At 35.4% G+C, this 14,860-nt stretch carries 14 protein-coding genes and 1 other annotated feature; of the genes, 12 read left to right on the forward strand and 2 right to left on the reverse strand.

All coding sequences use genetic code 11. From position 1 onward, the window contains the following. Nucleotides 1–4 precede the first annotated feature (4 nt). Together lon and yihA are read left to right on the forward strand one after the other, a co-directional pair. On the forward strand, nt 5–2,320 hold the full coding sequence (gene lon, locus HP569_RS06825; RefSeq protein WP_182200423.1) for an endopeptidase La: 2,316 nt from the start codon (nt 5–7) through the stop codon (nt 2,318–2,320). A 2-nt stretch (nt 2,321–2,322) separates the two neighbouring features. Further along, entirely contained in the window at nt 2,323–2,904 is a 582-nt protein-coding gene (gene yihA, locus HP569_RS06830) for a ribosome biogenesis GTP-binding protein YihA/YsxC (RefSeq protein WP_182200424.1), read from the forward strand. A 79-nt stretch (nt 2,905–2,983) separates the two neighbouring features. Here the strand turns inward: yihA and HP569_RS06835 are convergent, their stop codons facing one another. Then, nucleotides 2,984–3,466, reverse strand: coding sequence for a LiaI-LiaF-like domain-containing protein (locus HP569_RS06835; protein ID WP_182200425.1), 483 nt, complete (start codon nt 3,464–3,466; stop codon nt 2,984–2,986). 239 nt (nt 3,467–3,705) lie between these two features. Here HP569_RS06835 and hemA point away from each other — a divergent pair, with 239 nt between their 5' ends. The 10 genes from hemA to HP569_RS06885 all read left to right on the forward strand — a co-directional run bounded on the left by hemA (nt 3,706) and on the right by HP569_RS06885 (nt 14,009). After that, nucleotides 3,706–5,079, forward strand: coding sequence for a glutamyl-tRNA reductase (hemA, locus tag HP569_RS06840; protein WP_182200426.1), 1,374 nt, complete (start codon nt 3,706–3,708; stop codon nt 5,077–5,079). A 66-nt stretch (nt 5,080–5,145) separates the two neighbouring features. Beyond that, a complete protein-coding gene (gene hemC / locus HP569_RS06845; RefSeq protein ID WP_182200427.1) occupies nt 5,146–6,081 on the forward strand; it encodes a hydroxymethylbilane synthase in 936 nt (311 codons plus the stop codon). After that, on the forward strand, nt 6,074–6,856 hold the full coding sequence (locus tag HP569_RS06850; RefSeq protein WP_182200428.1) for a uroporphyrinogen-III synthase: 783 nt from the start codon (nt 6,074–6,076) through the stop codon (nt 6,854–6,856). The genes hemC and HP569_RS06850 overlap by 8 nt, the downstream gene beginning before the upstream one ends. Before the next feature lie 16 nt (nt 6,857–6,872). After that, entirely contained in the window at nt 6,873–7,850 is a 978-nt protein-coding gene (gene hemB / locus HP569_RS06855) for a porphobilinogen synthase (protein ID WP_182200429.1), read from the forward strand. A 21-nt stretch (nt 7,851–7,871) separates the two neighbouring features. Beyond that, nucleotides 7,872–9,173, forward strand: coding sequence for a glutamate-1-semialdehyde 2,1-aminomutase (hemL, locus tag HP569_RS06860; protein WP_182200430.1), 1,302 nt, complete (start codon nt 7,872–7,874; stop codon nt 9,171–9,173). 1,114 nt (nt 9,174–10,287) lie between these two features. Then, nucleotides 10,288–10,770: a DUF4825 domain-containing protein gene (locus tag HP569_RS06865; RefSeq protein WP_246366986.1), complete on the forward strand. Its 483-nt coding sequence runs from the start codon at nt 10,288–10,290 to the stop codon at nt 10,768–10,770. A gap of 31 nt (nt 10,771–10,801) precedes the next feature. Beyond that, nucleotides 10,802–11,083 carry a hypothetical protein gene (locus HP569_RS06870; RefSeq protein WP_182200432.1) on the forward strand — a complete coding sequence of 94 codons (282 nt, stop codon included), beginning with the start codon at nt 10,802–10,804 and terminating at the stop codon, nt 11,081–11,083. Between the two features lie 63 nt (nt 11,084–11,146). Next, entirely contained in the window at nt 11,147–11,641 is a 495-nt protein-coding gene (locus HP569_RS06875; protein WP_182200433.1) for a hypothetical protein, read from the forward strand. Nucleotides 11,642–11,821: 180 nt separating this feature from the next. Then, complete coding sequence (gene spoVID / locus HP569_RS06880; protein ID WP_182200434.1) at nt 11,822–12,901, forward strand: stage VI sporulation protein D; 1,080 nt, start codon at nt 11,822–11,824, stop codon at nt 12,899–12,901. A gap of 85 nt (nt 12,902–12,986) precedes the next feature. Further along, on the forward strand, nt 12,987–14,009 hold the full coding sequence (locus HP569_RS06885) for a protein kinase family protein (RefSeq protein ID WP_182200435.1): 1,023 nt from the start codon (nt 12,987–12,989) through the stop codon (nt 14,007–14,009). Here the strand turns inward: HP569_RS06885 and HP569_RS06890 are convergent. After that, entirely contained in the window at nt 14,006–14,194 is a 189-nt protein-coding gene (locus HP569_RS06890; RefSeq protein WP_182200436.1) for a hypothetical protein, read from the reverse strand. The two genes, HP569_RS06885 and HP569_RS06890, sit on opposite strands and share 4 nt — an antisense overlap. A 138-nt stretch (nt 14,195–14,332) precedes the next feature. Continuing rightward, nucleotides 14,333–14,569 (forward strand) — a binding site (T-box leader). Nucleotides 14,570–14,860: the final 291 nt, after the last annotated feature.

The raw sequence follows: 14,860 nt of genomic DNA on the forward strand, positions 1-14,860 counted from the left end.
TGACATGCCACGAAAAAAATATACAACGTTACCACTGCTCCCATTACGAGGGCTCTTAGTGTTCCCCTCAATGGTTTTACATTTAGATGTAGGGAGAGAACGATCGGTTCAAGCATTGGAAAAAGCAATGATGGAAGACAACAAAATCTTTTTAGTTGCACAAACAGAAAGTGATATTGAAGATCCAACAAAAAACGACTTGTATCAAGTAGGTACGATTGCACATGTTAAGCAAATGTTGAAATTACCCAATGGTACTTTTCGGGTGCTAGTAGAAGGGTTAGACAGGGGAAAAATAAAGAAAATAGTTGATGATGAGCTGATGACTGCTAATGTGGAAACACTAGCAGACGTTCATGTGGAAGCTAACGAAGAGGCAGCATTAATGCGATCCTTGCTCTCTCAATTTGAAGAATATGTACAAGTATCGTCCAAGCTTACAAAAGAAACCTTACACACAGTTCAAGATATTGAACAGCCTGGGAGGTTAGCCGATATCATCACTTCTCATTTAACATTAAAGTTACCTGTCAAACAACAGCTATTAGAGACAATCGATTTAAAAAAACGCCTACAGCAATTAATATTTATTATTTCCAATGAACGCGAAGTACTAGCTTTGGAGAAAAAGATTGGTCAACGCGTTAAAAAATCAATGGAGAAAACACAGAAAGAATACTATTTGCGTGAACAAATGCGTGCTATTCAAAAAGAATTAGGCGATCAGGATGGAAAAACAGGTGATGTTGCAAGTTTGAAAGAAAAAATTGAGGCTGCTCAAATGCCGGAGCGTATAGAGGAAGTAGCTCTGAAAGAATTGACACGGTTTGAAAAAATCCCGCAAACATCCGCGGAAAGCTCTGTCATTCGTAATTATATTGAATGGTTAGTCACATTGCCTTGGACGGAAGAGACAGAAGATAATTTAAATCTAAATCATGCGGAATGCACTTTAAATAGTGATCACTATGGTTTGGACAAAGTGAAAGAAAGAATATTAGAATATCTCGCTGTGCAACATCTTACCCAATCATTGAAAGGGCCAATTTTATGTTTAGTTGGACCACCAGGTGTTGGTAAAACATCACTTGCCCAATCTATTGCCCGGGCAATAAATCGCAAATTCGTCCGTATTTCTTTAGGTGGCATTCGAGATGAAGCAGAAATCAGGGGACACCGTCGCACGTATATTGGTGCGATGCCAGGGCGAATCATGCAAGGAATGAAAAAAGCAGGAACGATCAACCCTGTTTTCTTGCTAGATGAAATTGATAAAATGGCTAATGATTTTCGTGGTGACCCATCTTCTGCGATGCTAGAAGTGCTTGATCCAGAGCAAAACCACAATTTCAGTGATCACTTTATTGAAGAAACATATGATTTATCAAAAGTAATGTTTATTGCTACAGCAAACAATTTGCAAACTATTCCACGACCATTATTGGACCGAATGGAAATTATCTCACTAGCTGGTTATACAGAAGTAGAGAAACAATATATTGCAAAAGAACACTTGTTGCCAAAGCAAATAAAAGAAAATGGTTTAAAGAAGGGTCAGCTACAATTAAGAGAAGATGCACTATTAAAATTAATTCGCCGTTATACAAGAGAGGCAGGAGTAAGAGGTTTAGAGCGACAAATTGCCTCATTATGTCGCAAAGCTGCCAAAATTATTATTTCAGAAGAGAGAAAGAAAGTTGTTGTGACAGAGAAACAACTTGAGGAATTGTTAGGAAAACCTTTGTTCCGTTATGGTATGATGGAAGAAGAAGACCAAATTGGAGCAGCTACAGGTCTAGCTTATACGGCAGCAGGTGGCGATACTCTTTCCATTGAGGTTAGTATTGTACCTGGAAAAGGGAAATTAACACTGACAGGAAAATTAGGTGATGTTATGAAGGAGTCTGCTCAAGCCGCATTTAGCTATGTTCGTTCGAGGGCAGAAAAACTTAAGATAGATCCAGCATTTCATCAAAACAATGATATTCATATTCATGTTCCAGAGGGTGCGACACCAAAAGATGGCCCATCTGCAGGGATTACAATTGCTACCGCTCTCGTTTCAGCGCTTACGAATCGTCCAGTCCGCAAAGAAGTTGGCATGACAGGTGAAATAACTTTACGTGGTAGAGTGCTTCCGATCGGTGGATTAAAGGAGAAAACTTTAAGTGCACACAGAGCTGGTATCACAACTATTATTATGCCTAAAGATAATGAAAAAGATTTAGAAGATATTCCAGATAGTGTGAAGAAAGAGCTTACCTTTATTCCAGTAGAACATTTAGATACTGTACTAGAACATGCGTTATTGGGGGAATAAAAATGAAAGTAACCAAAGCAGAAATAGTAATTAGTGCTGTTTCACAGAAACAATATCCGGCAGAGCCAATATCAGAAATCGCGTTGGCTGGCCGTTCCAATGTTGGAAAATCATCTTTTATTAATAAGTTGATTAATCGAAAGGCATTGGCCCGAACTTCCTCAAAACCAGGAAAAACACAAACATTAAATTTTTATAATATTAACGATGCATTTCATTTTGTTGATGTTCCAGGCTATGGCTATGCGAAGGTTTCTAAAAAGGAACGAGAAGCTTGGGGAAAAATGATGGAAGAGTATTTTTCTACTCGTGAGCAATTAAAAGCAACCGTGCTTATTGTGGATATTAGACATCAACCAACAAGCGATGATGTCGCTATGTATGATTTTCTAAAGTTTCATGAAATTCCTGTTATTGTTATTGCAACAAAATTGGATAAGATTAAGAAAGCACAAGTTTCTAAGCATGTGAAGCGAGTTAAAGAAACATTGGAAATAGAACCTGAAGATCAAGTGATTCCTTTCTCTTCTGAAACAGCGCAAGGAAAAGAAGAAGCATGGAAAGCAATTCAATCTTTCTTATAAGTCGGTAAATGATAAACAAGGCAGTTTCAATCGTCACGATATAGTGACATTTGAAACTGCCTTGTTTTCTTTAAATCTATTACTTCTTTTTAAATAATAAATATAATCCTAGTACTATTAATGCTAATGGCCAGAAAGATTCTAAAAAGGACATGGATGAATTTATCCAATAAAACCAACTTGGCTTGTTTGAAGCGAAAATTGCGAATAAGGATAAACCGATTAAAAATAATCCAGGGAATAAACCTGATTTTGTTTTCTGGTATCGAATCACGAAAGCAAGACCAACAATTAATGTATAGACTCCCCAATGTTCAATCCAAAAGCCATAATACCGTACTCCGTGAAAATGAACGCCAAGTCCTAAAAGAACAGCTCCTGGGAATAATTTATCATAATCGTTAGCCATATAGGCGTGTAACAAAAAGGCTACACCTAAAATGATTAATAAAGTTGGCCATGAATAGAAGTCTGTAATAATTGGTAATTTTAACTGTCTTAATAAGAAATATCCGCCAATTCCAATTAATAAAAAAGCTGTCAAAGAATGTTGTTTGCGCATCGCTTTCTCCTTGTTTATAATAGTTATTAGATAATATTCGTTTCTTGAATATGTTTAATAGATATGATAAAGTACATTAGTATTGAATAATAGATGAATGTTATTTATACATTCTATCATAGTGGAAATCATTATTGGAAAATAATTTATTCTACATTCAAAGAAATTAAACTTTCATAATTAAAATATAGAAATAAGTCAGGCAGCGTATGCTTGCAAAATACTTGGGGGTAGATAGTGTGCATATCCTTATGGTTGGTGTTAATTTTCGAACTGCTCCAATTGAAATACGTGAAAAGCTAACTTTTCATCAGGATAAGCTCGTTGAAGCAATGCAAACATTAAATCAACAAAAAAGTGTGCTAGAGAATGTGATTATTTCAACATGTAACAGAACAGAGTTATATGCAGTGGTAGATCAATTACACACTGGTCGATATTATCTTAAACAATTTTTGGCAAATTGGTTTGGTATGGAGAAGGAAATCTTTTCTTCACATTTAGTTATATACGAAAATGACGGAGCGAAGGAGCATTTGTTCCGTGTGACAGCAGGACTTGATTCAATGGTTGTTGGAGAAACGCAAATATTAGGTCAAGTGAAGGATGCATTTCATTTAGCTCAATCCAATCAAGCGACAGGTACGGTTTTTAATCAATTATTTAAACAGGCTGTTACTTTAGCAAAGCGTGCGCACAAAGAAACAGGAATTAGCGACCATCCTGTGTCCATTAGCTATGCAGCTGTTAGCCTGATTAAAAAGTTATTTTATGATATGACTTCAAAACACATCGCCATATTAGGTGCCGGGAAAATGGGCGAATTAGCAGCGAAAAGCCTATATGATACTGGGGTTGAAACCCTTACCGTATTAAACCGATCACTAGAGAAGGCGAAAGTATTAGCAAATCAATTTAATGGACAAGCACTAACTACTGCACAATTAAGTCAAACACTGATGGAAACAGATGTCTTAATCAGTTCAACAAATACCGATCATTTTGTTGTTACTAAAAATACACTTGAATCAGTGATGGAAAAACGTCAAAGTGAGCGACCATTAGTAATGATAGATATTGCTGTTCCAAGAGATATAGATCCTGAAATCGCAAAATTTGATAATATTTATCTTTATGATATTGATGATTTACAAGATGTCGTTGATAGTAATCTTTCACAAAGACGCCAAGCTTCCGATGAAATTGAGTTAATGATAGAAGTCGAGATTGTAGCTTTTAATCAATGGTTGAATACATTAGGTGTCGTGCCAATCATTTCATCATTGCGTGAACATGCGCTTTCTATACAAGCTGAAACGATGGATAGTATTGAACGAAAAATTCCGGATTTAACAGATCGTGAAAGAAAAGTAATTAGTAAGCATACAAAAAGTATTATTAACCAATTATTGAAAAAACCAGTATTAGAAGCAAAAGAATTAGCTGTTGAACCAAACGCAACAGAAGCTTTAGAATTTTTTGTAAAAATATTTGGTATAGAAGAGTTAGTAAATCAAAAACTAAAAGAACAAATGAATCAAAATAATGTAATTCCATTAAAAGCAAGTGGCAGTCAATCAGAGCAAGCATTTGAAACAGTTGCAACGCACTAGTCTACTCTATACCCCACCCTTAAAAAGGTGGGGTATTATCCTATTACGAACAAAGGGTGATCAAACATGCGCAAAATTATTATAGGCTCACGTAAAAGTGAACTGGCGATAACACAAACGGAATGGGTAATTGAAAAATTAAAAGCTGCAGGAGCTCCTTTTACTTTTGAAATAAAAAGAATCACAACAAAAGGTGATAAAATTTTAAATGTTACGTTATCAAAAGTAGGTGGAAAAGGATTATTTGTAAAAGAAATTGAACAAGCGATGTACAATGAAGAGATTGATATGGCGGTACATAGTATGAAAGATATGCCAGCAGCCGTGGCAGAAGGCTTAACGATTGGTACAATTCCAGAACGAGAAGATCATCGTGACGCACTTATTTCAAAGAACCATGAAAAGTTAATGGATTTACCAAAAGGGGCAATTGTTGGGACAAGCAGTTTGCGTAGAAGCTCACAGATTCTTGCTGCTCGACCTGATTTAGAAATTAAATGGATTCGTGGAAACATTGGAACACGCCTTCGTAAATTGAAGGAAGAAGACTTTGATGCAATTATTCTAGCAGCTGCAGGGTTAAGTAGAATGGGATGGAGTCAGGAAATTGTTACAGAATATTTGGACCCTACTTTAAGTGTACCAGCAATTGGGCAAGGTGCATTAGCAATTGAATGTCGCGAATCAGATACAGAATTGATTACCTGGCTAGAGAAAATTAAAGACGAAGAAACAACAAATACAGTAACAGCAGAACGAACCTTCTTACACCGAATGGAAGGTGGATGTTCTGTCCCGATTGCAGGCTATGCAAAAATAGATAAAGATGAGATCGTGCTATCAGCATTAGTCGCTACACCTGATGGCAAGACTGTTTTGCATGAAGAGGTAAGAGGAACAGAGCCAGTTCAAGTTGGTGAACGAGCTGCCGATCTTTTAAAAGAAAGAGGCGCAAAAGAAATTATTGATCAAGTGAAGCGGGAGCTAGCAGAAAATGAATGATACCTTGAAAGGTAAAAGAATTCTTGTTACCCGTTCAACTGATCAAGCACAACCGATGATAGAAAGTCTTTCTGCTTTGGGTGCTGAACCGGAGCATATACCTTTAATAACCTTTCAAGCAAAGTATAGTGATCAGAATAGAAAAAAGCTACAACGAGTAAAGTGTTATGATTGGATTTTTTTAACTAGCTCAAATGGTGTTCGTTTTTTCTTTGAAAATATGCAGTATTATCACATTGGAGAAGCACAATTAAAGGATGCGAAATTTGCTGTTATTGGAGAAAAAACAGAGCAAATTTTATTGGAATATGGCTACAGAGCACATTTTGTACCAAGTGAGTATCAAGCAACAGCTATGGCTAATCAATTTATAGACCAATTTGGTAGCTATCATCATGTTTTGTTAGCATTAGGTAAACAATCCTCTCTAGAGGTAAAGAAAGTATTAGAAAATCAAGCAGTTGAAACAGATGTGCTGTTTGTTTATGAGACAATTTATGAGACTGCATACCAAGAAAAGTTAAGGAAATGGATCAAGCAAGATAGACTAGATGTATATACGTTTACTAGTACTTCAACTGTGTATTCTTTTGACGAACAAACAAAAGCTATTCCTAATGAAGTAACGTATATTAAGGAAAATAGGTTATGTGTATGTATTGGTACAACAACAGAAGAGGCTGCTTTAGCTAGTGGGTTTCAACATATACTCATACCAAAAAAATTCACTACAGAAGAGATGATTTCGATCATTTCCGATTTTTTCAAAAAATGAAGTAAGGAGTGTTAAGATGCGTGAGCTAAACTTTAAAAGACATCGTCGATTACGTTCCACAGAGGCAATAAGAGCGTTGGTTCGTGAAACAGCCTTAACGATCGATGATTTAATTTATCCATTGTTCGTGGTAGAAGGAAAAAACATCCGTACTGAGGTTGTTTCCATGCCGGGTGTTTACCAAGTTTCATTGGACTACTTGGAGCAAGAAATACAACAATTAGAGCAATTAGGTATTCGTGCTGTATTACTGTTTGGTATACCAAAAGAAAAAGATGAAGTAGGCAGTCAAGCTTATTGTGAAACAGGCATTGTCCAAGAGGCGTTGAAACTGATTAAAAGTCAATTCCCTGCTATGCTGACTATAGCAGATACGTGTTTATGTGAATATACTTCACATGGTCACTGTGGTGTAATACATAAAGATGGTCATGTTGACAATGACGAATCATTACCTTTGCATGTGCAAACAGCTATCTCACAAGCAAAGGCTGGAGCTGATATCATTGCACCATCTAATATGATGGATGGGTTCGTTTCAGCAATAAGAAAAGGACTTGATGAAGCAGGTTTCAAACAAACACCAATCATGTCCTATGCGGTAAAATATGCATCCGCCTTTTACGGTCCTTTTCGTGATGCGGCTGATAGTGCACCACAATTTGGTGATCGCAAGCAGTATCAAATGGACCCATCTAATCGTATAGAAGCATTTCGAGAAGCAGCATCTGATGTAGAAGAGGGCGCAGACTTTTTGATTGTAAAGCCTGCTTTAGCCTATATGGATATTATTCGTGATACTCGAGAAAGACAAGATGTTCCGGTCGTAGCGTATAATGTTAGTGGAGAATATGCAATGGTCAAAGCAGCTGCTCAGAATGGTTGGATCGATGAAAAAGCAGTTGTGCTAGAATCACTAACAGCGATGAAGCGAGCAGGAGCGGATTTAATTATTAGCTACCATGCCAAAGATGTGGCAAACTGGTTGCAATAAAAGAGAGGATGAATTCTTACAATGAAATCATTTAACCATTCCATTGATGCCTATAAAGAAGCAGTAGATTTAATGCCTGGTGGTGTTAACTCACCAGTGCGTGCATTTAAATCGATTGGTATGAATCCAATTTTTATGGAACGTGGTAAAGGATCAAAAATTTATGATATTGACGGAAATAGCTATATTGATTATGTATTAAGTTGGGGACCGTTAATTCTTGGTCATGCACATCCAAATGTGGTAGATAAATTGAAAAAAGCAACAGAGAACGGAACTAGTTTTGGTGCGCCAACACTGTTAGAAAACGAATTAGCGAAATTAGTTATCGATCGTGTCCCTTCGATTGAAATGGTACGTATGGTCAACTCAGGAACAGAAGCAACGATGAGTGCATTACGTTTAGCGCGTGGCTATACAGGGCGAAATAAAATTCTTAAATTTGAAGGCAACTATCATGGACATGGTGATTCACTTCTGATTAAGGCGGGATCAGGTGTAGCAACACTTGGCTTACCAGATAGCCCTGGTGTGCCGGATTCTGTTGCAGCTCATACCATTACTGTACCTTATAATGATTTAGAAAGTGCGACATATGCATTTGAACAATATGGTGATGATATTGCAGCTGTAATTGTAGAGCCTGTATCTGGAAACATGGGAGTTGTTCCACCGTCTGAACAATTTTTACCTGGCTTACGTCAACTAACAGAACAATATGGTTCAGTATTAATTTTTGATGAGGTAATGACTGGTTTTCGTGTAGGTTACAATTGTGCACAAGGTCATTTTAATGTCACACCAGACTTAACTTGTTTAGGAAAAGTAATCGGTGGAGGTCTGCCTGTTGGTGCCTATGGTGGTAAACGAGAAATCATGGAAAAAGTCGCTCCAACTGGTAATATTTATCAAGCTGGTACATTGTCTGGTAACCCATTAGCGATGACTGCAGGATTAGAAACATTAAAAGCAATGGACAAACCTGCTTATGAAAAATTAAATCTGAAAGTGGATCGATTAATTGAAGGCTTCATGCAAGCAGCAGAAGATTTTCAAATTGACTTGCAAGTAAATCGTGCAGGTTCGATGGTCGGCTTCTTCTTTAATGACCAACCGGTAGTTAACTATGAAACTGCGAGCAATTCAAATGTAAAACGATTTGCTAGCTATTATCGCCAAATGATAGAGCAAGGTGTGTTTCTTCCACCATCTCAATTTGAAGGTGTATTCTTATCAACTGCGCATACCGATGAGGATATTGAAGAAACGATCAAAGCAGTGCGTGTAGCCTTTGAATATATATCAAAAGAAGAAACTGTTTAATATTTTTAATAATTATGTTGCTGAATGAATGAGCTACGCTTTTTCAGGGTGTTTGACGGGGCTAAGTTACCGTTCAAGAGAATTTTTTGCAACGACGGTAACTTAAAAGTGTTCTAAGTTACCGCGTGAGAAGATTTATGGTACAAATGGTCACTTAGAGTCGTTCTAAGTGACCGTTGAAGGAGATTCATAGTGATAACGGTCACTTAAAGCTGTTCTAAGTTACCGTATAAGAAGTTTAACAGCTAAAATGGTCACTTAAAGTAGTTTTAAGTTACCATTCGAGACGAATAGAAGCGATATAGGTCACTTAAAACAGTACTTTGTCATCGAGTAGGTTACAAGAAGTATTTTTTAATAAATACATTTATTAAAATCTCTCTAGCACAGCAAATAATTTTACTGCGAAAGTAATTGTTATTACGAATTGAGAATACAGCTTGTAAAGAAGCAGTTATCAGTAGTGCGATAGCTGCTTTTTTTAACTAACATATTGATTCTATAAGCTAACAAAATATTTACTTAATAATGGAAATGTGATGCATGTAGAATAAAGGCATCTAATACCTATTAAAATAGGGAACTTTTTTATAATGTTTACCGTCACTACAATAGAAGTTAGTCAGTTAGAGCTGTAAGTTGTTGATTTTACACTTATATCTAATTAACTTTAATAATAAAGAGCCCTATGCAACAAACAGGTGTAAAAACCAATAATAAAAATGTAATGTGAAAGTAATGATAGGATGGGCATATGTATCTGAAAGGAAGAGATATTTGGAAAACAAGAAAATTACAGTATTGATATTATTTTTTATTTTAGGTTCTTCAATGGTGAGTAGTATGGATTCACTTAGTCATACGTTTAAGTCGATTTTTTTTGGTATCGCTATGACCGTTTTGATTGTTATAGGGATAATAAGTTTATATCAATATTTCAGGAGTCTTAAGCTCAAATAACTTGTATTTTAATAACATAGAGGTGAGAAAATGAAAAGTCGCCTTATTTTTCTTATAGTGCACCGTTAATAATCAGAAAAGTTAGAAAGATAGAATTTCATGTTATATTTATATGATGATATTTAATAAAGGGAGAGAAATAAAGTTGAGGAAAATGATTAAATGGCTGTTGTTTTCATTACTTGTAATGTTCTTATTAAGTGGTTGTAACTCCAATTCTAGTAATACAGATGCTGATTTATTTCAATACAAAGATTCATATGTAGGTGATAACAGTGCAGTGGTTAATTCTGTTATTCGACTGCAAGGTGAACAACATTTTAGTGGTATAGAATTGAAAACAAAAGAGAAACCATATGGGATAACAGTAAACTATGAATGGTCAGAATCAAAATTAAATACAAAAGAAACAGTAATTAACAATGCATCGTATTTATTCACATTAATACAAAATGTTGACTGGATAACTTTTAATTTTGAAATGGTTGAAGGTATGGAAACGTATAAGATTACGAGAGAGGGTCTACAAGAATGGTATGGAATAGAGTGGAATGAAGTTCAAAATGAAAATAGCTTAAATAAGATCATAAAAGAATCTTTAGAAGACAAAAAGAAGGTAAACCAGTTTTTAAATTAAATGGTACAAATGTAAAAAGGGTGATGCTAGGATGAAAAAAATCAATATTGCATCATTCATATCTTCATTCGTTTGTATTTTTTTATTTTATATCGTTTCTTTTTCAGGCCCAATTGATTATTCCGTTATGGGTTTCCATCCTCTAAATCTAGTCTTAATTATTACGTTAATAACGTTAGTTTTCGGTGTATTAGGTTTTGCAGGTGTTCGAAATTGGAAAGAGATGGTGATGAGTGTAACTACCGTCATTCTTACATTGGGATTATCAACCTTTTTAGCATTCGTTTTATTTTTTGGAAATTTATTAAGCTAGCAGTATCATTCGCTAAAGGTTTCGTCTTTTATAGCCAACTAATAAAAGAAGGTGAAATGGAAGATGTATAGAATCATTTTTATGTTATTTACTATATTATTCTTATTAACTGGTTGTATGGAGAGTAAAGTGAATACAAACAATGAAGCTCCAAAAGAAGGCATCACAGAGTTTTCTTATTTAAATAATTTATCAGAAGATGAAATATCCTCGTACAACCTATTCAAGAAAGACAAAGACATCAATCATCTCAGGTCCTTTTCGTCTGAAAACATTGTCTTAGTTTATTTACATTCAGTGGCTGAAAATGATTTGGAGGGCATTTATTCTTTAACCTATCATGGTGAGATAACGCATGACTTTTTTGAATTTGAAAAGCAATATTCTAAAAAACGTCAATTAAAAGATGAAAACTTTGCATTGACATTTAGGAATTATGATTCTATTTCATCGAAAGAATCGAAAGTGAATTTAAAAGTATCATTCGGTTCTATTTCGTATTCTTTATTTATTGCTGTAAAAAAAGAGCACGATGTTTGGAAAGTTGATATGTCCTAGCCAGCTTTTTCAACAAACCATTTAAAAAGGGAATATTGTACACATTATCCTCTCTAAAAATGATATATCTTATCTCCTCTCCCTTACATGTTTTAAGCATATTTATTGTATAAAATCATATACCTGTAAAAGAGAAGATTGTTTGTCTAATGGTATTTGATTTGGAGAGGAGGAATTTTTGTGTCAGATCAGAATCAGAATGTATTTACATTTGAATTAGATGAATCATTAAGATTGAAAAACGGACAGGAAGTAGGGGAGATGATCCATATTTCCTTGGAGCCTGAAATTTCTATAGAGACATTTTCAGATCACATATCTGTCCGGGGTGTTATGGAATTAAGAGGGGAATATTATGTAGATCTTGATGCTAGTCCAGTTTATATGGATGAAGCACTTGATATTCGAGAGTATCCTAATCAACGGTATTTGGATACTGTTGAACGTCAAGAAGATGGTGTGAATTATTTTGCACATCAATTTCCTATTGAAATTTCCATTCCGTCACATCGAGTTTCTAATTTAGATGAAGTTTTAGTTGGTATTGAAACGTTTGACTACGAAATCCCAGAACAAAGTAAATTGCGATTAAATGCGACCATTGCTATACACGGAATTGATTGTGAAGAACGCAGTGAAGAGCAAGAAGAAGTGAGTGAATTAGAGGAAGTAACTGCTGAACTTGATGAAGAAACAAGCGAATCAGATACTTTTCGTTTTGAGGTGGAAGAACCAGAAATAAAAGAGAGTGATGAAGAATCAGAAGAATCGATAGAATTAAATGAAACAAAAGAAATGGAATCATCGAATGAATCAAGTGAGGACACAACAGACAATGCGGATGATGAAAAAACAGGTAGATGGCCAACAAATAAATCGCAGTCATTTGCAGACTTTTTTGGTAAAAAAACAGAGCTGGATGAATCATCAGAGTCTTCGGATGAGATTGAATCCATTGAGTCAGTCGAGTCTATCGAATCAATTGAAAGTATAGAAGTCAATGAAGTACCATCTGAAGAGTCCTCTGAAACACAAAGAACAGAAGACGAAACGAGTATTGCTAACTTTTTTAACCATGAAGAAGAACAATCTTATACAAAACTACGTATGTGTATTGTTCAAGAATCTGATACATTAGCAACCATTGCTGAACGCTATAAAGTACCAACGATACAGCTTTTACAAACAAATGCATTAGAAAATGATGACTTATCGGCAGGTCAAATTTTATATATTCCAAACAAACGTAAAAAGAAATAATCAATTTGAAATTGACAGGATAAGATTTTCTTGGTAGCTGCACATTGCTGTGTTGTTACCATTTTTTCTTTTAACCTACAAGGAGGTGAAAGGGATCGAGCAATTAAAAGAGATATTAAAACAGTATGGATTAACACAATTTAGAGCAGAACAAATAACCCCGCGTCTGTGGAAAATATATAGCCAAAATGGAGTATTCGCACTGAAAATGTCGTCACTTACACCAAATACATTAAATAATTGGTACGAGATCTATCAATTAAAGGAAAAAAGACAGTTATCTTTCATTTTACCTGTATTTCGGAATTTACAAGGTACTATCTTTACTTCACATCAATCAACCATTTACTATGTTATGCCATGGGTGGATCTACAAGAAAACACACAAATGAATGGCTCCTATAAAGATCTTTTTGGAGTACTTGGGAGTTTACATGATGTAACGAAACAACGTCATTATGTTAACCTTTCTTTAATAGAAGAACAAATAAAGCGGGATAAGCTTGAAACAGAAAAAAAACTCTCATTACTCTTGGATTATGTTGAGCAAATCGAGCAAAAGCGCTATCTATCTCCTTTTGAATTAGAGCTCTGTACACAGTTTCATGAAATAGAACCCATTTTTCAAAACCTAAATAATTGGTACGATAACTATCTAATAGATATAAAGGAAGAAGAAATTGGTTATCAATCAGTATGTCATGGATTTGCAACAGCCTCACATTATGTTGCAACTGGTGATCAAGGCTACTTAATTAACTGGGAGCATACGCATATAGGTGATCCTATGACAGAAATTGCATCCTTCATTTATCATCAGACTTCTACACACGATACGGACATGTCACAGATCACCCAAGCAATCCCTTATTATGAAAAAAATTATCCACTTACAAATAGTCAACGTAGCTTATTAGCTATTTATTTATTACAGCCTGATCCTTATCTTCAAATCATCGAACAGTACTTTGAAAGGAAAAATAAACAAATAGAACTGATTCCTTCACTAATCCAAGGCTATCGTAGGTTAATGGCAGGAGTAATGGTTCAAGAACAACAGCAAATCGCTCGAGACAAAATGATTGAAAACAACAAAGAAGAATCTTAAATCCACTCTAAATAAAAAGCTACATAAATACCAGTAAATAGCCCAAGCAAAAACACATCTAGTGTTGTTGGGAAAAATAATGTACGTAGACATTGAACAATCAAAACAGGCAACAGACATCGTTCAATAATAATTAACCAAGTTCGGCACCATGGTGGTAATCGATAACGATAATAACGACTCATGATAAACACCTCAAATCTTCTTTTGGTGTATAGTATGATTACACTTAGTTTGATGTTCTAATTTTACTGTATTTCGTTTAAATATTGACTTTTATGCTGAGAATTGTATACAATAACGAATATACAATTGAATGAATTTGAAATGCTTAGAAGAGGAAGAGTACAAAATTGACCCCAACAGAGAAGAAAGCCATTTGCTGAAAGGTTTTCTAGGATTGTCCATTTTGGAATGTCGCCTCAGATGCAGCTCCTCAGAAATAGTAGTAAGAGCAGCCGGTGAAGAATCGTTACATCATTATTGAGTGTGCATGTAGGCTTATTTATACATGCAAATGAAGGTGGTACCACGGAAACTAGACCCTTTTCGTCCTTTAATTAGGATGAAAAGGGTTTTTTACGTCCATTTCATGTAGAATAGTAGGCTCTATATTAGAAGACGTGGATTCTTTTGTTAGATAAAGCAAAGGGATAGGAATTTTTAAAACATGAGAACCCTAGCAGAGAAAATATACGAGACTCCTGCAGGAACAGCACGAGTCCGAAGATCCACTTGGATGTATGTTAGACTAAGACCGTCACGTCCTGTGACAACGTCTAACTGACCCACCTCATGTGGGCCCGAGGCCGTGCCTGCGGAAAGCGAGTATATTTTATCTGCGGTTCAAG

Origin of the sequence: Paraliobacillus salinarum, assembly GCF_014083865.1 — a bacterium.
GTDB lineage: Bacteria > Bacillota > Bacilli > Bacillales > Amphibacillaceae > Paraliobacillus > Paraliobacillus salinarum.

Coding starts and splice junctions, on each gene's coding strand:
- lon (WP_182200423.1), top strand. CDS start 5: ATGCCACGAAAAAAATATACAACGTTACCACTGCTCCCATTACGAGGG.
- yihA (WP_182200424.1), top strand. CDS start 2,323: ATGAAAGTAACCAAAGCAGAAATAGTAATTAGTGCTGTTTCACAGAAA.
- HP569_RS06835 (WP_182200425.1), bottom strand. CDS start 3,466: ATGCGCAAACAACATTCTTTGACAGCTTTTTTATTAATTGGAATTGGC.
- hemC (WP_182200427.1), top strand. CDS start 5,146: ATGCGCAAAATTATTATAGGCTCACGTAAAAGTGAACTGGCGATAACA.
- HP569_RS06850 (WP_182200428.1), top strand. CDS start 6,074: ATGAATGATACCTTGAAAGGTAAAAGAATTCTTGTTACCCGTTCAACT.
- hemB (WP_182200429.1), top strand. CDS start 6,873: ATGCGTGAGCTAAACTTTAAAAGACATCGTCGATTACGTTCCACAGAG.
- hemL (WP_182200430.1), top strand. CDS start 7,872: ATGAAATCATTTAACCATTCCATTGATGCCTATAAAGAAGCAGTAGAT.
- HP569_RS06865 (WP_246366986.1), top strand. CDS start 10,288: ATGATTAAATGGCTGTTGTTTTCATTACTTGTAATGTTCTTATTAAGT.
- HP569_RS06870 (WP_182200432.1), top strand. CDS start 10,802: ATGAAAAAAATCAATATTGCATCATTCATATCTTCATTCGTTTGTATT.
- HP569_RS06875 (WP_182200433.1), top strand. CDS start 11,147: ATGTATAGAATCATTTTTATGTTATTTACTATATTATTCTTATTAACT.
- HP569_RS06890 (WP_182200436.1), bottom strand. CDS start 14,194: ATGAGTCGTTATTATCGTTATCGATTACCACCATGGTGCCGAACTTGG.